The organism is Neotamlana nanhaiensis (assembly GCF_000943555.1).
Taxonomy (GTDB): Bacteria; Bacteroidota; Bacteroidia; order Flavobacteriales; family Flavobacteriaceae; genus Neotamlana; species Neotamlana nanhaiensis.
Genome location: NZ_JTDV01000008.1, coordinates 211,041 through 232,232 on the forward strand (window position 1 = coordinate 211,041; position 21,192 = coordinate 232,232).

General features: G+C 34.5%; 19 protein-coding genes. 10 read left to right on the forward strand and 9 right to left on the reverse strand.

The features are described from left to right. Positions 1–340: 340 nt before the first annotated feature. A complete protein-coding gene (locus PK35_RS10345) occupies positions 341–3,124 on the forward strand; it encodes an outer membrane beta-barrel protein (protein ID WP_044626639.1) in 2,784 nt (927 codons plus the stop codon). A gap of 34 nt (positions 3,125–3,158) precedes the next feature. On the opposite strand, the gene PK35_RS10350 is transcribed toward PK35_RS10345, so the two are convergent. From PK35_RS10350 to PK35_RS10375, 6 genes are all read right to left on the reverse strand, one after another. After that, positions 3,159–3,446, reverse strand: a complete 288-nt coding sequence (locus tag PK35_RS10350) for a YciI family protein (protein WP_044626684.1) — start codon at positions 3,444–3,446, stop codon at positions 3,159–3,161. 37 nt (positions 3,447–3,483) lie between these two features. Then, positions 3,484–4,344, reverse strand: a complete 861-nt coding sequence (locus tag PK35_RS10355) for a TPM domain-containing protein (protein WP_044626640.1) — start codon at positions 4,342–4,344, stop codon at positions 3,484–3,486. 7 nt (positions 4,345–4,351) lie between these two features. Beyond that, positions 4,352–4,789: a TPM domain-containing protein gene (locus tag PK35_RS10360; RefSeq protein ID WP_044626641.1), complete on the reverse strand. Its 438-nt coding sequence runs from the start codon at positions 4,787–4,789 to the stop codon at positions 4,352–4,354. Beyond that, positions 4,789–5,376: a LemA family protein gene (locus PK35_RS10365; RefSeq protein WP_044626642.1), complete on the reverse strand. Its 588-nt coding sequence runs from the start codon at positions 5,374–5,376 to the stop codon at positions 4,789–4,791. Before PK35_RS10365 ends, PK35_RS10360 begins: the two co-directional genes overlap by 1 nt. 68 nt (positions 5,377–5,444) lie before the next feature. Then, complete coding sequence (locus PK35_RS10370) at positions 5,445–5,774, reverse strand: MerR family transcriptional regulator (RefSeq protein ID WP_044626643.1); 330 nt, start codon at positions 5,772–5,774, stop codon at positions 5,445–5,447. Then, entirely contained in the window at positions 5,774–6,745 is a 972-nt protein-coding gene (locus PK35_RS10375; RefSeq protein ID WP_044626644.1) for a M23 family metallopeptidase, read from the reverse strand. The genes PK35_RS10370 and PK35_RS10375 overlap by 1 nt, the downstream gene beginning before the upstream one ends. Before the next feature lie 151 nt (positions 6,746–6,896). Between PK35_RS10375 and alaS the strand changes: the two genes are divergently transcribed. From alaS to PK35_RS10420, 9 genes are all read left to right on the forward strand, one after another. Next, on the forward strand, positions 6,897–9,518 hold the full coding sequence (gene alaS, locus PK35_RS10380) for an alanine--tRNA ligase (RefSeq protein ID WP_044626645.1): 2,622 nt from the start codon (positions 6,897–6,899) through the stop codon (positions 9,516–9,518). A gap of 81 nt (positions 9,519–9,599) precedes the next feature. Continuing rightward, positions 9,600–10,565, forward strand: a complete 966-nt coding sequence (locus PK35_RS10385; RefSeq protein WP_044626646.1) for a GSCFA domain-containing protein — start codon at positions 9,600–9,602, stop codon at positions 10,563–10,565. Between the two features lie 132 nt (positions 10,566–10,697). Beyond that, positions 10,698–11,234, forward strand: coding sequence for a DUF6252 domain-containing protein (locus tag PK35_RS10390; RefSeq protein ID WP_044626647.1), 537 nt, complete (start codon positions 10,698–10,700; stop codon positions 11,232–11,234). Positions 11,235–11,296: 62 nt separating this feature from the next. After that, positions 11,297–13,189 carry an outer membrane protein assembly factor BamB family protein gene (locus PK35_RS10395; protein ID WP_044626648.1) on the forward strand — a complete coding sequence of 631 codons (1,893 nt, stop codon included), beginning with the start codon at positions 11,297–11,299 and terminating at the stop codon, positions 13,187–13,189. A gap of 306 nt (positions 13,190–13,495) precedes the next feature. Further along, the gene (locus PK35_RS10400) at positions 13,496–13,705 is read left to right on the forward strand and encodes a hypothetical protein (protein ID WP_131474409.1); all 210 of its coding nucleotides are present in this window, start codon (positions 13,496–13,498) and stop codon (positions 13,703–13,705) included. 6 nt (positions 13,706–13,711) lie between these two features. Then, positions 13,712–15,658, forward strand: coding sequence for a tetratricopeptide repeat-containing sensor histidine kinase (locus tag PK35_RS10405; RefSeq protein WP_044626650.1), 1,947 nt, complete (start codon positions 13,712–13,714; stop codon positions 15,656–15,658). A gap of 5 nt (positions 15,659–15,663) precedes the next feature. Continuing rightward, positions 15,664–16,314 (forward strand): response regulator, encoded by a 651-nt coding sequence (locus tag PK35_RS10410; protein ID WP_044626651.1) that lies wholly within the window; start codon positions 15,664–15,666, stop codon positions 16,312–16,314. 369 nt (positions 16,315–16,683) lie between these two features. Further along, positions 16,684–17,298 carry a DUF4230 domain-containing protein gene (locus PK35_RS10415; protein ID WP_044626652.1) on the forward strand — a complete coding sequence of 205 codons (615 nt, stop codon included), beginning with the start codon at positions 16,684–16,686 and terminating at the stop codon, positions 17,296–17,298. 27 nt (positions 17,299–17,325) lie between these two features. Beyond that, positions 17,326–18,075, forward strand: a complete 750-nt coding sequence (locus PK35_RS10420) for an enoyl-CoA hydratase/isomerase family protein (RefSeq protein ID WP_044626653.1) — start codon at positions 17,326–17,328, stop codon at positions 18,073–18,075. Between the two features lie 236 nt (positions 18,076–18,311). Here PK35_RS10420 and PK35_RS10425 read toward each other — a convergent pair whose 3' ends face one another. From PK35_RS10425 to PK35_RS17600, 3 genes are all read right to left on the reverse strand, one after another. Beyond that, positions 18,312–20,078 (reverse strand): aromatic amino acid hydroxylase, encoded by a 1,767-nt coding sequence (locus PK35_RS10425; RefSeq protein WP_044626654.1) that lies wholly within the window; start codon positions 20,076–20,078, stop codon positions 18,312–18,314. 203 nt (positions 20,079–20,281) lie between these two features. After that, on the reverse strand, positions 20,282–20,848 hold the full coding sequence (locus PK35_RS10430; RefSeq protein WP_044626655.1) for a DUF4136 domain-containing protein: 567 nt from the start codon (positions 20,846–20,848) through the stop codon (positions 20,282–20,284). 89 nt (positions 20,849–20,937) lie between these two features. Further along, positions 20,938–21,096 (reverse strand): C1orf53 family protein, encoded by a 159-nt coding sequence (locus tag PK35_RS17600; protein ID WP_157841063.1) that lies wholly within the window; start codon positions 21,094–21,096, stop codon positions 20,938–20,940. Positions 21,097–21,192 lie beyond the last annotated feature (96 nt).

A 21,192-nucleotide genomic window follows, 5' to 3' on the forward strand; every position in this document is an offset into this window, starting at 1 on the left:
GCCTTCGCGAGAAACTTTTTGTCCTGCTGAGCGTAGTCGAAGCATCTTGTAACAAGTAAAGCTCTTTGTAGTCTAGAGTTGCGTTTGCGGTGATTTAATTAATTGTAAATTGCTTCATCTTTACATGATTATAATTGTTTAAGAAACTTCCTAAATCTGTTTGTGAAAACAAATAAAATCCTTGCATTTTTTTAGCTAAAATCTAGAAAACAATATATGATTTATTGAATTAGAGTGTTTTTAATGAGTGTTTTATAGTTTTTTTAAGAAAATTAATACTTCAATTGAGTTATTTTCGTTCTCAAGAGAGAATCACTAATCAATCAATCAAAAAACGCTCATGCACAAATTATTTTTTGTAGCAACACTCTTCTGTTGCTTTTTATCCTTTGGTCAATCAAGGAACTTTAAAATTTCAGGAAAAATTATATCAGAAGAGGACAATGTTCCGCTGGAAGCCGCAACGGTACACTTAGAAACCTTAACCGATAGCACCTTAGTTACCTACACAATTTCCGATAGAAATGGTGCTTTTACTCTCGAAGAACGGTCGCATTTCAAAGCCTTAAACTTGTTTATATCTTATGTAGGATATCAAACCTATAAAAAGGAAATTGCGCTTAATAAGCCCGAGATAAATTTGGGGAGCATAAACCTAGCCGTGAGCTCGAATGCCTTAGATGAAGTGCTTATAAAAACTGCTGCTCCAGTAACCATTAAAAAGGATACTTTGGAGTTTAATGTGAGTTCGTTTAAAACTAAAAAAGATGCCAACGTTGAAGATTTATTAAAAAAATTACCTGGTGTAGAAATAGATGATGAAGGTACAATTACGGTAAACGGCAAGCCTGTAAACCAGATTTTAGTTAACGGCAAGCCATTTTTTGGTAACGATCCAAGTATTGCAACTAAGAATTTAACCAAAGATATTATTGAAAAAATTCAGGTTGTAGACACCAAATCTAAGAGTGAAGCATTCACAGGAGAAGAAGGTGATACCGAAAATAAAACCATTAATTTAACCATAAAAGAAGAAAACAATAAAGGTGTTTTTGGGCGAGTAGCAGCAGGTGCTGGCACCAATAAACGTTACGAGTTTGCTGGTATGTTTAATCATTTTGATAATGACCAACGGGTGAGCGTGTTAGTTGGTGGGAATAATATAAATTCCCCAGGATTTAGTTTTGGAGAAATAGAGAAAATGTTTGGTGGTGGCGGTTCTACATGGTTTAATAGCGACGGGTCGTTTAGTGTTAATGGTAGGCGTTTTGGTGGCGGACAAGGGATTACAACATCTAAACTTGGTGGCGCCAATTTTGCTGATAACTATGGGGAAAAAGTAGAACTGTCGGCCGATTATTTTTACTCCAATAGTAATTCAACCAACGAGGTGTCGTCGCAACGAGAAACCTTTTTAGCCGATTCTAGGTTTTATTCAAATTCAGAATCTAGTACTTATAACGATACTCAAAGTCATTCTGTTAATGCACAGGCCGAAATAAAAATAGACAGTACGTTTATGATAAACATTAGGCCGTCGTTTACATTTACCAAATCCGTTAACGATTACGATAGTAGCGATGAAACCTTAAATGAAACTCTGGAACTAACCAACGCCTCGAATGTAGATTCGTATGTTGAAAGTCAATTAAACAATTTTACAAACCGTATAAGTGCCACCAAAAAGTTTGGTAGTAATGGTGCGTTTTTACGATTTAATATTGAAAATAATATTAGTAAAAATGAAGGCGACGATTATATTAACTCCGTTTCTGAAGTATACGGGGATACACCAGAAACTATTGTTAGAAACCAGTTTACAGATGATTTAAGTGAAACTAATAATTTAACTACGCGTGTAACCTACAGGCAACCTTTAATAGCCAAAGTGTTTTTTGTGAATTTTGAATACGAATACCAAAATAATAAAGATGAAAACAAAAAAAGCAACTTCGATTTTAATAACACAACAAATGCATTTGATACTTTTAATGAAACTTTAAGTACCGATTTTACGTATACCGACGAGCGTAGTGCACCAGGAATTAATTTAAGTTATAGAAAGGAAAAATTTTCGGTGCGCTTTGGAATGGATTATATTTTTAGAACCCTAACAAATAATGATGGTTTGCGTCCTCAATTTAATGTGTCTCGCGATTTTGAAGCTATTGAAATGAATTCGTATGTTAATTATAAGCTAAGTAAAAAAGCTTCTATTTATGCCAATTACAGATTGTCTAATCGTCCCCCAGCATTACGACAACTACAAGCTTTTGAAGATGTATCCAACCCATTAAATACCATTGTTGGTAATCCTAATTTAGAACCAACAAACGAAAACAGATTTTATATTGGCTTTAATGCTTTTAATTGGCAAGAACGCACTGGTATTTACATGTATGCTAGTTTAACCCAAACAAATAATGCTATTGTTTCTAAAACAACTGTAAACCCAGAAACACTTACCAGAACTACAACTTACGACAATGTTAAGGGCAACCATAATGGCTACTTTGGGATAGATTATAGTAAACGTATAAAGCTAGATTCTATAAGTTCTATAAGGCTTAAAGTAGGGAATTGGTCTAATTTTTCAAAGAATATAAATTATAATAACGATGTGCAATACGCCAGTAGTAATTTTGTATTTAACCCTAATATTGGTTTCGATTATGTAATTGAAGAGGTTTTAGAAATTAAACCGCGTTATCGTTTATCATTAACTAATACCAAGTATGATATTGATGCTTTTAACGATCGAAATTTTACAACGCACAATGTCGATTTTAAAACAGTTGTTTATTTGCCTAAAAAGTTTGAATGGCGAAACGATATTACCTATAATTATAACTCTAATATTGCCGATGGTTTTCAAAAAAGTGCCTGGTTCTGGAATGCAAGTGTAGCCTATTCTATTTTAAAAGATAAAGGTTTAATTACTCTAAAGGTTTACGATTTACTAAACCAAAATACCAATGCCAGACGTAGCGCAAGTCAAGATTATATTGTTGATACCCAAAGCACGGTATTACGCCAGTATTTTATGCTCAATTTCAGTTGGAAATTTAACAGTTTAGGATCCAAAGGTGAAACTGATGGTAACGGGCATTTTTATGTAGATTAAAATTATACCAATTAATGTGGTTTCGGTTTAATCCTTAGGTCATTAAAAAATCGAGAGCTTTATTAGTTTTACTTGGTATAAATTCGGTGATGTGATAATTGGCAATATCATACATTTTAAAAGGGTCTTGTGCTATAATTTTATGTATGTCTTCAATCGATACTGCTTGAGTCAAAATAATACCGCCTGTTCGTGGGTTTTTTCTACCTGAAGCTAAAAAGTAACCAGATTGATAGTTTGTATCTAAAAAACTTTTGTGTGCTTCAAGATGTTGGTCAATTAAGCTTAAATCGGATTTATAAGTGACATCAATAATAAACATAGAAAGTGTTTTTTGTTCTGTAAAGATTACGATGGTTTTACCAGCCACCCGAAGCGCCACCACCGCCAAATCCGCCACCGCCGAAGCCACCGCCAAAGCCACCTCCTCCAGACGACCATCCGCCGCCAGAGCTTCTTCCCCAACCAGAAGATCCTCGATTGTAACTACCACGGCCCATATTACTTAAAATGATGGCTTCTAGAAGGTCGCTACCTGAATTTCCGCTACCGCGATTATTACCACCGCCTTTATTTTTTTTAGAAATGGAAATTATGATAATTAAAAAGATAAAAAACAGAATAAAAATAACACCAATCGGGATGCCTCCAGACGAACCTCCTTGTCTAGTACCTTGATACTCGCCATTTAAAACTTCAAAAATGGCATCGGTACCACGGTTTAATCCGCCGTAATAATCATTTTGTTTAAAATAGGGTATGATGTCGCGCTCAATAATTCGCTTACTCATAGCATCGGTAAGTAGGTGTTCTACACCGTAACCTGTACTTATAGTGATGCGTCTATCAGCTTTAGCTAAAATAATAAGAATACCATTGTCGTTATTTTTACTACCACCAATTCCCCAAGCTTGTCCCCATTGCGCACCAACATAATTGATGTTTTCACCGTTAGTAGAATTAATTATAGCAACTACAATTTGGGTTGAAGTGGTATCGGAATATTTTATAAGCTTTTGCTCTAAACTATTTTTTTGAGATGAAGATAGAAGGTTTTCGTAATCGTAAACGCTCGTTTGAAAACTTGGTTTTTCAGGAATGTCAAACTGAGCAAAGCTAAAATTTAAACTCCCTAAAAATAGAATTAGAGTTAAAACCGATTTAGAAAACCATATGCGCTTCTGAGACAGCGACTGCTTATTGCTTATATAATACTGCATACTAAACCTATCCTTTAGAGATTTCGTTAGTAAGTTCGTTAATATCATCATCAGAATAAGGAAAATGTTTTTTTAGTTGTTCGCCAGATTTTAATATACCATCTACTAAACCTTGTTTAAATCGGCCTTGTTTAAAATGCGACTGGATCACATTTTTTGTACTATCCCAAAAATCGGTTGAAACCACATCGTTTATGCCTTTATCACCATAAATAACAAAGTTTCTATCGTTTACGGCAACATAAATTAGCACCGCATTTTGTAGTTTGGTGTTATCCATTTTTAAATCATGAAATACCGTTAATGCACGTTCGGTAGCATCTCCATTTGCAGTTTTTTCAATATGCACACGAATTTCACCCGACGTATTTAATTCGGCAGTTCTAATAGCTTCAACAATGTCTTGTTCTTCTTCAGCAGTAAGAAAAGCTTCAATTTTAGACATTAAAATTCAACTTTTGGTGCATTTTCACTTCCTGGAGCACTTTTAAATCGCGCCATTTCTTCAAAACCAAATAATCCAGCAAGTAATTTCCCAGGGAATTTTGTGGTAAATTTATCGTATTCGTTTACGGCTGCGTTGTATCGATTGCGTTCAACATTTATGCGATTTTCTGTACCTTCTAACTGCGATTGTAATTCTAAAAAGCTTTTATCGGCTTTTAATTCAGGGTAACGTTCTACAGTTAGTAATAATTTTGATAATGCCCCTGTTAAACCTTGTTGCGCTTGTTGAAATTGAGCCACTGTTTCTGGTGTTAAATTATTAGCATCAATGGTAGTTTTTGTAGCTTCACTTCTCGCTTTTATTACGCCTTCTAAAGTTTCTTTTTCATGTGCAGCGTAACCTTTTACGGTAGAGACAAGGTTAGGAATTAAATCGGCACGACGTTGGTAAGCACTCTCTACATTAGACCAAGCTGTTTTAGCATCGGCTTCGTATTCTACAGCTGTATTGTTAAAACCTTTTGCCCAAGAGTAAATACCTAATACCACAATGGCAATAATAATTAACGGTAAAAATTTTTTCATAATGTTTTAGTTGTTTTATGCGTGTTTAATAGTTAGATACAAAAGTTTGAAAAAAGTTACATGTATGGTTACAGATTTTCTTTTAATTTAAGTAATTGGCTTTTTATGCTTTCTAATTTACTTACAATTTCAAACGTGTTAAGGGCTTGCTTTTTTTCTTCTTTTAAATGGGTTTTGGCACCTTCAAGCGTAAACCCACGTTCTTTTACCAAATGATAAATAAACTTAAGATTTTTTATGTCTTCGGGTGTAAATTTACGGTTACCTTTTGCGTTTTTTTTAGGTTTTAAAACATCAAATTCTTTTTCCCAAAATCGAATTAAAGAGGTGTTTACTCCAAAAGCTTTGGCAACCTCGCCAATGCTGTAATAACGTTTTTCGGGTAAATTAATTTGCATTAGTCTAACGATTGGTTTTCTAATGATGCATGCTCCAATAGCTTGTTAAATTCTTCGGCAGTTAAACTTCCGTAGTAGAAATTAATTGGGTTAATTCGTTGCCCATCTTTAAAAATTTCGTAGTGTAAATGTGGTGCTTCAGAACGACCTGTACTCCCTACAAATCCAATTAAATCACCACGTTTTACCTTTTGGTTTTTGCGTATGTTGTATTTGTATAAATGCGCATAAAGACTAATGTAACCGTAACCATGATCAATTCTAATATGGTTTCCGTAACCCGATGAATTACTATCAGCACGCACTACAACACCATCGCCCGAAGCGTAAATTGGTGTCCCGCGCGGTGCGGTAAAATCCATTCCCCAATGCATTTTTCTAACCTTAGTAAAAGGGTCGGAGCGCATACCATAACCCGAAGCCATTCGTGTTAAGTCTTCGTTACTTACTGGTTGTATGGCCGGAATAGCGGCTAAAAGTTTTTCTTTTTCTTCGGCAAGTTTTGCAATTTCATCAAGCGATCTCGATTGCACAACAATTTGTTTTTGTAAAATATCTAAACGTTTGTTGCTTTCAATTATAAGTTTTGAGTTGTCGAAACCTTCTAAATTACTATAGCGGTTAATACCTCCAAAACCAGCTTTTCGCTGTTCGTCTGGTATGGGGTTGGCTTCAAAATAAACGCGGTAAATGTTATTGTCTCTATCGGCAATATTATTTAAAACCGCTTCGGCTTGTTGCATTTTTTTATTGAGCAATTCATATTGTAACTGCATGTTTTGCAGCTCGCGTTTTAAGGCGCGTTCTTTGGGCGATTCTACATATTGGCTAGAAACAAATACCATGATAAAGGCAAAAAATACCGAGGCTAATAAAAATATAAAGGTGTATTTAAAAGCGGTGGCTTTTTTTCGTTCAATTTTTTTATAAGAAAGAGATTCGGAATCGTAATAATATTTTACCTTACTCATGTCGCAATTTATACTATTTTTGCACTTTATTTATTAGAAATCTTAACGTTTAAATAAAAACCAATTTAGGTTTAGTTGTAAACTAACGAGTAAAGATAAAAATTGTTTTCTAATAAATATAATTTAACAATACTGTAACTATTTTAAGTTGATGAAATCGCAAGACATAAGAGCCCAATTTTTAAGTTTTTTTGAAGCTAAAAAACATACCGTTGTTCCTTCCGCACCCATGGTTGTAAAAAACGATCCAACCTTAATGTTTGTAAATGCGGGTATGGTGCCGTTTAAAGAGTATTTTTTAGGAAACACAAAAGCTAAAAGCAGCCGAATTACCGATTCGCAAAAGTGCTTACGTGTATCTGGAAAACATAACGATTTAGAAGAAGTAGGCTACGATACTTATCACCATACGCTTTTTGAAATGTTAGGAAACTGGAGTTTTGGCGATTATTTTAAAGAAGAAGCCATTGCTTGGGCTTGGGAATTACTTACCGAAGTTTACAAAATAGATAAAGATATTTTATATGTAACTATTTTTGAAGGTGATGCTGAAGATGGTACACCAATGGATACCGAAGCTTATGATATTTGGAAAAAATACATTGCCGAAGACCGTATTTTAAAAGGAAATAAAAAGGATAATTTCTGGGAAATGGGCGATCAAGGGCCTTGTGGACCGTGTAGCGAGATTCATGTAGATATTCGTTCTGCGGAAGAAAAAGCTAAAATTTCTGGGAAAGATTTGGTTAATGCTGACCATCCACAGGTGGTTGAAATATGGAATTTAGTATTCATGCAATACAACCGTAAAGCTAACGGAAGTTTAGAGGCTTTACCAAACAAACATATCGATACCGGAATGGGGTTTGAGCGTTTATGTATGGTGCTTCAAGGTGTGCAGTCTAATTACGACACCGATGTATTTACGCCACTAATTCGCGAAATTGAAACGATTACCAATTCAAAATACGGTAATTCTAAAACCGAAAACAATAAAACTGATGTTGCCATTCGCGTAATTTCCGATCACGTTCGTGCGGTAGCATTTTCAATTGCCGATGGGCAGTTGCCAAGTAACACCGGAGCAGGTTATGTAATTCGTCGTATTCTGCGTCGAGCGGTGCGTTACGGCTTTACGTTTTTAAACCAAAAAGAACCATTTATTTATAAATTAGTTAATGTTTTAAGCGAAAAAATGGGTGATGCATTCCCCGAAATGGTGTCGCAAAAACAACTGGTTGAAAATGTAATTAAAGAAGAAGAACAATCGTTTTTACGTACACTCGATCAAGGTTTGGTACTTTTAAATCGTATTGTTGAAGAAACTAAAGGTGATACAGTTTCAGGTGAAAAAGCTTTCGAGTTGTATGATACTTACGGATTTCCAATCGATTTGACCGCTTTAATTTTGTCTGAAAAAGACTTGAAATTAGACGAAAAAGGGTTTGAAGCCGAATTGCAAAAACAAAAAAACAGATCGAGAGCAGCAAGCGAAACCAGTACCGATGATTGGACGGTTTTAATTGATGATGCCGAAGAAGAATTTATAGGTTACGATGCTTTAGAAGCTAATGTTAAAATTACACGATACCGTAAAACAACATCAAAAAAAGATGGCGATATGTATCAATTGGTGTTTAACTTAACGCCGTTTTATGCAGAAGGAGGCGGACAAGTAGGCGATAAAGGCTATTTAGATGTTCATGGCGACGTGGTTTATATTTTAGATACAAAAAAGGAAAATAACGTAATTGTTCACTTTACTAAAAACCTACCAAAACACTTAAACGAAAGTTTTAAAGCCGTAGTAAACGAAGGCGAGCGTTACAAAACCGAGTGTAACCATACCGCAACACATTTATTACACCAAGCATTACGCGACATTTTAGGAACACATGTTGAGCAAAAAGGAAGTGCTGTAAATGCTAAACAATTACGCTTCGATTTCTCTCATTTTTCAAAATTAACCGAAGAAGAATTAACCGATGTTGAAGCTTTTGTAAACGCAAGAATTGCCGAGAAACTAGATTTAGTCGAGAAGCGCAACGTACCAAAAGAAGAAGCCATTGCCGACGGCGCCATGAGTTTATTTGGCGAAAAATATGGCGACACAGTACGTTCTATTCGTTTTGGTCAATCTATAGAACTTTGTGGAGGAACACACGTTAAAAATACGAGTGATATTTGGCATTTTAAAATTGTGTCAGAAGGTGCTGTAGCATCGGGTATTCGTCGTATAGAAGCCATTACAAACGAAGCGGCGCAAAACCTTTATTTTGAAAATAGTAAGGCCTATTCACAAATGAAAGCCTTATTAAATAATGCCAAAGAGCCTGTAAAAGCTTTAGAGAATTTACAGGAAGAAAACACCAGTTTAAAAAAGCAAATAGAGAGTCTTTTAAAGGACAAAGCAAAAAATATAAAAGGTGAACTTAAAAGTGAAATTACCGAAGTTAACGGTGTAAACTTTTTAGCCAAAAAACTCGATTTAGATGCGGCAGGATTAAAAGATGTTGCTTTTGAATTGGGTGGAGAAATCAATAATCTATTTCTACTTTTTGGTAGCGAACAAGACGGTAAAGCTTTATTAACTTGTTACATTTCGAAGGAACTAGTTGCCGAAAAAGATTTAAACGCAGGTAAAGTAGTACGCGAACTCGGTAAACTTATCCAAGGTGGCGGTGGCGGACAACCATTTTTTGCAACCGCAGGCGGGCGAAATCCAGAAGGTATTGCTGATGCTTTGGAAAAGGCGAAGGATTATATAGGTTAAAACCAGTTATTTACAAAGTAGATTAAATTCTAAAAAAGAATTAATGGCATCCCGAACTCGTTTCGGGATCTCATTTTAAACATGAACCTACATACCAAAATACCACTAAAAAAACAGTCTAATAATCCCATAGACTACGGTACTAATATTTTGCTTTTAGGTTCCTGTTTTAGTGAGAATATTGGTAATAAGCTCACGTATTTTAAATTTAGGAGTTATCAAAATCCGTTTGGTATTTTATTTCATCCCAAAGCGATTGAAATCTTAATTACAGATGCTTTAAACGATAAAGTCTATACCGATAATGATGTGTTTTTTCATAACGAGCAATGGCATTGTTTTAATGCGCATTCTAAGTTAAGTAATACCTCAAAAGAAGAGTTAATACGATATTTAAATCATCAGCTTCAACAAACCAAAACGCAATTACAAACAGCATCGCATGTGGTTATTACATTGGGTACAGCTTGGGTGTATCGGTTTTTAGAAACCAATTCAATCGTTGCTAATTGCCATAAAATACCCCAGAAAAATTTTCAAAAGGAATTATTAGGAGTTGATGCTATAACGGAATCACTTCAGAATATAATTAGTTCTATTCAAAAGTTAAACAAAGCGGCTTCCGTTATTTTTACTGTATCGCCCGTACGTCATACAAAAGATGGTTTTATTGAAAACACCCAAAGCAAATCACATTTAATTACAGCGATTCATAACGTTATTAATCATTCTTCATCTTCAGAAAATAATGAAATAAGTTATTTCCCATCCTATGAAATTATGATGGACGAACTTCGTGATTATCGTTTTTATAATGAAGATATGGTGCATCCCAATCAATTGGCGATAAATTACATTTGGGAGAAGTTTAAAACAGTGTGGATTCGTGAATCATCTTATAAAACCATGGAAACGGTTGATGGAATTCAAAAAGGATTATTACATAAACCGTTTAATCCTAATTCGGAAGCGCATCAAAAATTCCTAAAAAATCTTCAGAATAAAATAGAAGCGCTTAAAAGGGAATTTACTTATATAAGTTTCTAGTTTACAGTGTAAAACTTCGCATGTCTGCCTTCAATTTTCAACGTCTTTACTAAAAATACGCAATTTATCGTATTGATTTCACTTAGCTAAAGTTGCAATTTTGACCTGTTATTAACAATTAAAAATTCAACAATGAGAAGTTTAAAACAATTTATGGCTTTAGTAATGGTGAGTACATCATTAATGTTTAATTCGTGTTCAACCAGCGACGATGGTGGCGATGGCGGTAGTGCTGCTCAAGGCGTTCTAGTAGCAAAGGTTGATGGCAAGAGTTATAAGTCTTGGGAAATTTCATCATCCGCAACGGTGGCAAACAACGGTAATAACCTAATAATTATTGCAACGAATAGTGATGGTAATGCCTTTTCTATTAGCATTTTTGGTTACGAAGGTGCTGGTAAAACTTATGAGATTGATGGCTCAACTTTAGGTGTGTTTAACACGGTTTCTTATACGCAAACCGATGTGAATTTAAGCAACCCAGCAGCATCAACTACAAAAATTTGGAGTGCACCTTACGAGGAGGCGGTTGCCGGAACGGTATCAATATCGAAAGAAACCGATACACACGTTAAAGGAACGTTTTCTTTTACCGCGAAAAATTCAGACGACGATTCTGTGATTACAGTTACCGAAGGTTCGTTTAATTTAAATAAGCAAACATCTTAAAAAACTAAAATGGGGCTATGCCTTTGGGTATAGCTTTTTTATGTAATTAAAAATTTTCAACAATGAGATATAAACTAATTATTTGCCTTTTAATAAGTAGCATTTTATTACATGCTCAAAAGGCGGAAACACCTCAGAATAGCTACGATTTAGGAGCGAAAATTAACGAAATGACATTAACAGTTGGAGGTGTGTTAATTGCCGCAACCAACGACGGATTGGTAGGAATAGACCCCAATAAAACCACCCCAATATTTACTTTTAATAACTTTGGGCAGCTAAAACCCGAAGAAACCGAGTTTATACCAAATTCACCATACATTGTAGTTTCGCAAGGTGCGGGTTCAAAATTGGCAGGTATAACAAAAACGAAACGCGCCGTATTAAATTATATAACAGGCGATGTTATTTTTAATTCGGAAGATGATAGTTGGAACCAAATCTATACATGTAATATTGTTTTACCGCAAAATAAACTTATTGTAAGTGGTATTCAAAAAATAGGAAGCAAGCATGAAAAAATGACGCCAAAAGTAGCGGTGTACGATTTAAGTGCGCAAAAGCTCGATTATAGCTTTTTTTTAGATAAACCAGGTCGTGTTGGTATAGCAAAAGATTTTAGTGTTACTGGTGTGCCACTACTTTTAAACGAATTTTTAATTATTCCAACGGCACAAGGTTTACTGGCAAAATCGCATACTGGCGAAGATTTATGGAGCACCAAAATTAAAGGGGTGAATTGGATGGTTGCCGATGAAACCGAAAAAGAAATTTACGGTTTTGAAACAACAAGTAACGGTAAAAATACTAGAATTCATAAAATAGGAAACAATGGTGCAGAATTGTGGAAAGACGACCGAAAAGTACAGGGTATTGTTTCTAATTTTCAAATTTTGCCTCAAGGTTTAGCCGTTGTAAGCGATAAAAGTTCTGGAGGTAGTACAAGTGTGCTGGCAACAAAAAACGAGTCGGAAATTGCTTTTTTAAGCGCCTCATCTGGAGAAGATTTATGGGATAAAGCGCCAAAAACAAAAGGTTATGTACAGCATTTTTACGTGCAAGACGATGGTATTTTGTTTGGTATTCAGCAAGGTGGTATTAATAAAATTTCGTTCGATGGAAAAACGCTTTTTAAGAAACCATTAAAAACGGGCGAAAACATTATGGTTATGGCACAATCGCCTCAAGGTTTAATTTATATTACAGGAAGCGACGCGAATATAGTAGATTTAAAAACGGGCGATCAAGTATGGAAAAAACCATTAAAATATAAAAATTCGGTTGCGGTTGCTTCCACTTTCGATGCCGATAATAACCGATATTTAATTGCTGCCGATGGAACTATTTATGCAATTGATGCAAATTCTGGTGATGTAGATGAATTGGCAAATACAAAATTTGATGAAAAAGAATTTGCGAACTCAATGGAAATGCGAAATGGAAACATCTTTTTAAGTGCTTCGCAAAATATGACCTTGTTAGATAATAATGGAAAAGCCATTTATCACGAATATTACAAATCGCCAAGTAAAAGTACTTTTATGAAAGTGGCTGGTGGTGTGTTGGCGGCAGCATCAATGGCTGCGGCAGCTTCAACGGCATTGGCAGCTGGAGCAAATAAAACAGGTTTTGGAAGTTATAACGATTTAAGTAATTATAACGATTATGGTAAAGATGCCAAACGCGCGTCTGATATGTTTGCCTCAATCGCCGATGCCTCGTTTAAAATGATGTCCCAACGTTTTAAAGCAACGGCTGCAACCGAAAACGCTCAATTTATATTAACCAAATTAAACGATGGCGTAGGATTGGTTAAAGTAAATAAAGATTCGGGCAAAGTAGAAAAGGAAATTATATTACAAAATAAAAAGCCCGAATACCAAGTTGATGATATTGGCGGTTACTTGTTTTACAAAGCCACCGATAAAACTATTTACGCTTATAGTTTAAAATAATAAATCTTGTTGTTGAGAGGTTTGTTTGGTTAGGCGTGATAATCAGATTATTGCGCTTAATCTTTTTTTATAACACTTAATCGAAAATTTAACCTAGGTAACCAAGTTTAATTTATTTTTAGAATGCTATTAATCAGTTCATATTTAAAGCACCAATTGCCAAATTCAAAAGAATGAGGGGTAGTTGGTGTTTTTTTATGTGCTAATTTTAGTATAAACAATACACTTATGAGTTTTAATATATTGTTTATCTGTGCTATTTATTTTATGATTGCACTTGTTCTTCTTTGGGCATTAAAAGTATTTATGAGTACAATAAATACGGAGAAACGCTTCATTAAAAATATAGCTTTACTTCAAGAAAAATTGAGTCATGAAACCGCTAATTTAAAGCTTAACAACGACCAAGTTCAACTATCCGACGCCGTTACTAAAACACTAGTATTTAGAATATTTGATATTACAAGAGAACTTTTATTAATACAAAAGCTTATATTTAGCAGTAAAGAAATTTAATTAAAAATGAAATTAAGGTTACTCTCAGCCCTAACTATACTGTTGTGCTTTTCTGGTTTTTCGCAAGATTTTAATGGCTTAATTAATACTACAAAAGCAAAACTTAACGAAGAAAATAAAATAAGTAAAAAAGCCAAACTTACTGCAGATTTAGCTTGGTACTATTGTTATGTAAATGTCGATTCTGCGTTGGTTTACGGAAACAAATCCTTAGATTTTTCTAAGCAAACTAAAAATGATACTTTAATAGGCCAATCTTTAAACGATCTAAGTACCGTGTATTATGTAAGAGGTGAGTACCCAACGGCAATAGATTTTGCTCAAAAAAGTTTAAAATATAGGGTTAAAACAAACGATACAGCAGGCATTGCGAGTTTATATAATAAAATGGGAAATAACTATAACAAAACAAATGTTTTAGATAGTACCATTTATTATTATGTAAAAGCAAAGGATTATTATTATGAGATAAACGATTCTTTAAGTTCTATTAAGATAGAGTCAAATATTGCTGCAACATATTTTTTATCAGGAAATATTAAGAAGGCTTTAGAGTATTTGGAGGTTAGTGTTGATTATTTTAAGAAGAAAGATTTAAAGCTTGAGCTTTCTAATGCCTACATTACTGAAGGAAACATTCTGTTGGCAAAGAAAGACACCATTAATGCTATAAAGGCTTATGAAGAAGCGGTCGTAATTGCTGAAAGTGTAAACAATAATGTGGGTTTAGCATCGGCTTTAAATAATTTAAGTACTATTTATAACGGTTTAAATGATGTTGAAAAAAGTACGAAATACATTAAAAGAGCTATAGAAATAAGAGAATCTATTGGTGCGAGTGGCGATTTAGAAAGTGCCAAACTAACTTTAGCAATAAACAATTTTACTTTAGGAAACATTAAAGAAGCTAAATCTGGATTATTAAAAGTAAAACCCTTTTTAATAAAAACAAATGCAAACGAAAAGCTTCAAAACCTATATGAAACCTTAATGCTAATTTATGCGTACGAAAGGAATACCGATAGTTTAAGTTATTACTCCAGGCAATTTAAACTGACTTTAAACAAAAATGTTGGAGAGAGTAATCTGAAATTTAGTCAGGAAATTGAAACCAAATACGAAACCGAAAAAAAAGAAAAAGAAATATTAGTGCAACGTGCCGATTTAGCTGAAAAGGAATTACACATTAATCAAAAAAATACGCAAATAATAGGTTTAGTTATTTTAGCCTTGGTGCTTTCGGCTTTGGGGTATTTACTTTATAATCAACAAAAACTAAAAAACAATCAGCTTAAAAAGGAAGGCGAATTGCGTGAAGCTTTGGTTAAAATTGAAACCCAAAACAAATTGCAAGATCAACGTCTTCGTATTTCAAGAGATTTACATGATAATATTGGTGCGCAACTCACTTTTATTATTTCTTCCATCGATAATTTGCAGTATGGCTTTAATCTTAAAAACGAAAAGTTGACCAATAAATTAAGTAGCATTAGCAGTTTTACAAAGGAGACGATTTACGAGCTACGCGATACCATTTGGGCAATGAATAAAAGCGAAATAGTATGGGAAGATTTGCAGGTGCGTATTTCAAATTTTATTGATAAAGCAAACCATTCGGCTAATGCTGTAAACTTTCAGTTTGTAATGGAAGAAGGTTTGGAAAAGGAACTTAAATTCACTTCCGTAAAGGGAATGAATATCTACAGGATTATTCAAGAAGCTATAAATAATGCCATTAAATATGCTGAAGCTTCAGAAGTAATTGTCACCATAAACAAGTTAAACGATTTGGTGTGCTTTAAGGTTGAAGATAACGGAAAAGGATTCAATATTAAGGATGTAGAACAAGGAAACGGACTAAATAACATGCAAAAACGTGCCGACGAAATCAATGCCGATTTCAAAATTATTTCCGAAGAAAACAAAGGCACAACCATAACTTTAAAGGTGTAACTGCTATGAAAATTAAAATTGCCATTACCGATGATAACAGTTTTTTAATAGCTGCCATAAAAGAAAAGCTCTCGTTTTTTGAAGATTTAGAATTTAAATTTTCGGCGAAACATGGTGCCGATTTATTAGAGAAATTAGACGACAATCATAATATCGATTTAATATTAATGGATATAGAAATGCCTGTTTTAAATGGCATTGAAGCCACCGAAGCGGTCAAGAAAAAATATCCGCATATAAAAATAATTATGCTCACAGTGTTTGATAATGACGAGCATATTTTTAACGCCATAAAAGCTGGAGCCGATGGTTATTTGCTTAAAGAAGTAAATGCCAAAGATTTACATGACGGCATTTTAGAAACACTAAATGGTGGTGCAGCAATGAATCCATCCATTGCCATGAAAACTCTAAAATTATTAAGAAATCCGTTAGAAATTGAAAATCAAAATCAGGCCGAAGATATTAAACTTACCAAGCGCGAAGTTGAGGTTTTAGAGCAATTAAGCAAAGGTTTAAGTTATAATTTAATAGCAGAAAATTTGTTTTTATCTCAAGGAACTGTCCGCAAACACATCGAAAATATTTATAAAAAATTGCAAGTGCATAATAAGTTAGAAGCCGTACAAAAAGCACAAAAGAATAATTTAATCTAGTATTAACCATTTGCTAACAAAGGTTGGCTTTTATGAGTGTATATTTGTGGTGTTAGAAATTAACACGATTACATTAGTTAGACTTCTTATGTCGAAGGAAACTAATGTTTTTTTATGCAATTTAGTTTCGAAATGATTGCGTAAGCCTATTTAAATTTATTTTAACAAATCTTGATATTATGAAGGAGGAACGACTGCGCCAATCTTCAAAATCGAATCAACAAACAATTAGATTACTTCACTGCGTTCGTAATAACGTTAATTAATAAATAGCCTCACCGTCAGGTCGAGCGCAGTCGAGACCACATTTCTTTACCCATAAACGTTAAACCTTAATCGTTCCCCAAAATAATTCTTTAACTTAGCACTATGCGAAATACTCTTTTTGGTGTAATAATAACCTTGGTTGTATTATTCACTTTTAAATATTGCGGCGACAAACGCGAAGACAAAATAGTGCTTCAAGAAAGTTCGGCGCTAATACAAGAACAAATAAATTACGTAGGCAAGCTAGTGGTTACCGAAGGCCATTTTAGCGAGGTTTTTAATTATAAAAATTCAAAAGACATTTTCGGCGATTTAGTTTCGGTTGAAAAAAAAGCACTCGTGGTTGTAAATGCTGATGTTACGGTTGCTTACGATTTAAGTAAAATTGAATTTGAAGTAGATGAAGCTGCAAAAACACTTACTATTTTAAATATTCCAGAAGAAGAAATTAAAATAAATCCGGATTTTGAGTATTATGATATTCAAGCAGATTTTTTAAACCCTTTTGAAGCTAAAGATTATAACGAGATTAAGAAAATTGTAAAAAAATCACTGAGTAAAAAAATTGAAGCATCCGATTTAAAAAAGAATGCCAAAAACCGATTAATTAGCGAACTTTCAAAATTTTACATACTAACAAATTCTTTGGGGTGGACACTTAAATACAACGAAATACCAATTCTTAAAAATGAAGAATTACAGCAAATTAAGTTGTGATTTCAGGGTAAAATACCAAATTAAATAATGACAAATCCACACGTTTCATTCAATATAAAAAATAAAGTAGGTTACATTGAGTTTTTTCATCCTAACCACAACGCGATGCCGAGTGATGTATTACAAAAACTTGAACAAACCATTGTAGATGCCGAAACTAGCGAAGCTAAAGTATTAGTTTTACAAAGCGGTGGCGACAGAACGTTTTGCGCTGGAGCCAGTTTTAATGAGTTAATTGTCATTGATAATGAAGCTACCGGAAAAGCCTTTTTCTTAGGTTTTGCTAATGTGATTAATGCCATGCGAAAATCGAGTAAACTCATTATTGGTCGCGTTCAAGGAAAGGCTGTTGGCGGTGGCGTTGGTTTAGCTGCAGCAACCGATTATTGTTTGGCTACAAAATACGCCTCAATTAAGTTAAGCGAATTAAGTATTGGCATAGGTCCGTTTGTAATCGAACCTGCTGTTACCCGAAAAATAGGCGTTTCAAATATGTCGCAAATGACGCTTAATGCGGAAAAATTTTACACTGCCGAATGGGCAAAAAACAATGGACTATTCGCGGAGGTTTGTGAAACTACGGAAGCTTTAGACGAATCGGTAACAACTTTAGCTGAAAAATTAGCAAGCTACAACCCAGAAGCTTTACAGGAAATGAAAAAAGTACTCTGGGAAAATACCGAAGATTGGGATGATTTACTTGACAAACGGGCAGAAATTAGTGGAAAATTGGTGTTAAGTGACTTTACAAAAGAAACTTTAAGGTGGTTTCAATAGTTTTTCATTAGGAGTTTTTCTGGCATTTGGAGCACGTTTTGTCATTCAGAGCATAGCGAAGAATCTCAAAGAGTATTTATTTGTGTAAAGATTCTTCAGTTGTACCTTTTTCAGAATGACATTACGTTTTTAATGATGAAATTGAGAATAATTCAGAAATTTTCTGTCATTCAGAGCATTTATTGTCATTCAGAGCGAAGCGAAGAATCTCAAAAAAAACAGTAATAATCCTTGTTTCAAGAATCCTTAGAAACAACAGCATCATCTACAATCGCTAATCCATCATCAATTAATTTACCAACTTGCGGACGGTTTTGTTTAATGGTTTCCAGATGTTGTGAAATGCTTTTGCACAAAGTTTTTTCGTTACCCTTAAAAGCCAATTCATAAAGTTCAATCGGTAATAGCCAGTCGTTAGGGTGTTCGCTAATTAACACTTCTAAAACCTTAGTACGTGATATGGTTGTATTTTTACCATCGCGATAATCCCTAACCTGTTTGTACAAACTTTCAAGCCGTAGTTGCGATTTAGATTTTTCAATTTTTATAGTTTGAGAACTTACTTTATGAGTAATTAAATCGAAGCTATTTAAATCCGCAGGTCCAGAAAAAGCCGAAACAATAGCTTTTCCAACCGCCATGTGGTAAATACCATGTTTAGGTTTAAATAATACCGTGTCGCCGTGTGTGACGGTACAATTTTTAAAACTAATCAAGATGATTTTGCCTTGTAAATTGCGTTTTCCAGTAATAATTTCACCAGAAATAGAAATACCACCTTCAAAATCAAGACTAACTGTTTTTTCTTCAAAAATATTGTAGGCACTCAAATCTCTGGGGCTCATATCTTCAATGGCAATGTTGATGCCTTTCAGTTTTCCTATGGGAGAACCAAAACCATGTTCGTGCGTTTTTATACCGTGTCCAACCAATTCTTTTTCCCGATAAGCAAGTGCTGTTTTTCCTGTAGTTTGAAAATAAATAGGAAGGCCATCATGCTCTATAACATCACTAAAAACACCTGAAATTTGTATGCCCGTACTTAACTCGATACTGCCTAAGGCTTGGGAGTTAATGAGTTTTTTTATTCCTGAAAGGCCGCCTTTTCGTAAGGCCATAGTGTTTGCAAATTCTTCTAAAACCAAGCTTAGGTGAGCAAAATCTGGTGTAACAAAAAGTTGGGGTTGGGGTTTTGTAATATCGAAATCTTGAAAGGTGGCTTGTACGTTGTATGGTAGCTTTTTAACATGGTCGGTCATACACCAAGCGCTTTCCCCAATTGAGGATAATAAACCTGCACCATAAATTTTCGGGTTTTCGGGTGTGCCAATCAATCCATATTCTACGGTCCACCAATGCAAATTTCGTATCAATGCCATTTCGCTCGGTTCACCCATGTTTTTTTGAAGCTGATCTACGGTGTTTTCCGCGGAAGCGATATCGGCATCACTGGCATGAGGCGCTTCTTTAATAATAGATAAATGTCTCACCGCTTCATAAAGTTCGTAATCTTTGGCCGATGAAATAGCTTTACAACCAATTTCGCCAAAACGTCGGAGATATTCAGCATATTCTGGGTTTGCAATTATGGGAGCATGTCCTGCGCCTTCATGAATAATATCAGGAGCAGGTGTGTATTCAATATGTTCGAGTTGCCTTATATCGCTAGCTATTACTAGTACATTGTATGCTTGAAACTCCATAAAGGCATTGGGAGGAATAAACCCATCGACAGCCACAGCAGCCCAACCAATATCTTTTAAAATACGGTTCATACCATACATATTCGGGATGCTATTTATGGAAATACCGGTTTGTTTGAGCCCGTTTAAATAGGATTTATGAGCAACGGTTTTTAAAAAATCGACGTTTTTTCGCATCACGTAACGCCAAACCGCTTGGTCTATCGCAGAATAATCTTGATAGTTTTGAGGTTTTATAAACTGTTTTAAATGTTTTGGTAAGCGTTTTAAAACGTCGTTTTCTTCAATGTTGCTTTGCATAGTTTTGTAAAATAGTGATACTAAAAATACGAATATTTTTATCAAGTGGCTCGAAGAAAACAATAGAGCTGTTTGGAGTGCTTTTGGTTTTGACATTCTGAACTTGTTTCAGAATCTTAAATAGAAGAGAACCTGAAACAAGTTTAGGTTGACAATATAAAACCAAACACCTTCTAAACAGCTCTAAGCTAATTTGTGTGTTATTATTTTAACGCTTCAGGTGGGTATTTCTGCATAATTTCAGAAACAAACTCTTTGATGCGTTCTTCTTTCTTTTCCATATTTCGGCTTAAATAACCAGTTCCCATACCTTGCCAGACCAATTCTTTCTTTTCGGCATCAATTAAATCGATAAATAATGTGCCTTCGGTACTTACGGAAGTAGTTGGTTGATTCCAACCCCAGCCCCAACCAGGACCAAAACCACCCCAAGGACCCCAACCGCCCCAACCCCAAGCGCCATTGCCCCAGGCATTGTTGTAAACATCGACGCGTTGGTTCGATTTTGTAAATAAACTAATAAGTAAGTCTGGGTTTTCAGATTTGGTGAAGCCTTTTGCTAAAAGTTCGGCTTCAATAGCACGTAAAATACGACGTTTATCTAAATCGCTAATTTCGGCCTTATCGATACCCGTTTTAAAAAAAGCAAAGGTTTTATAATTGTTAAAATCGGCTTTTTTATCATAATCGGCAGCGACTCTAACCGAGGAGCAAGACGATAGTAGTACAAAAAAAGCTAAAAGTGGAATTGTTTTAAAAAATGATTTCATAGCTATATTTTTTAGTTAATTCTTAAGATTTTTTCATTCATTTATGAATATCAATAATTATACCAAGTTTCTAGTAATTAATTTTTTAACTAATAACTGTTCGTTTTTTTATTGTATCCGTAAGGGCAATGGCGACATCCACTTTCGCAACAATAACCGCGTTTTAGGTGATATTGCTCGGTAAAACATCGGTAGCCTTCTGGCGTTAAATAGTAGTCACCTTCTTCAATGGGGATAATTTTTTTCATCTTAATCAAAGATAATGTAAATTCGAGAATAAATTCCTTGGAAAATCCAAGGTTTCCACTTTTGTCATTCTCACGAAAGTGGGAATGGATTGATTT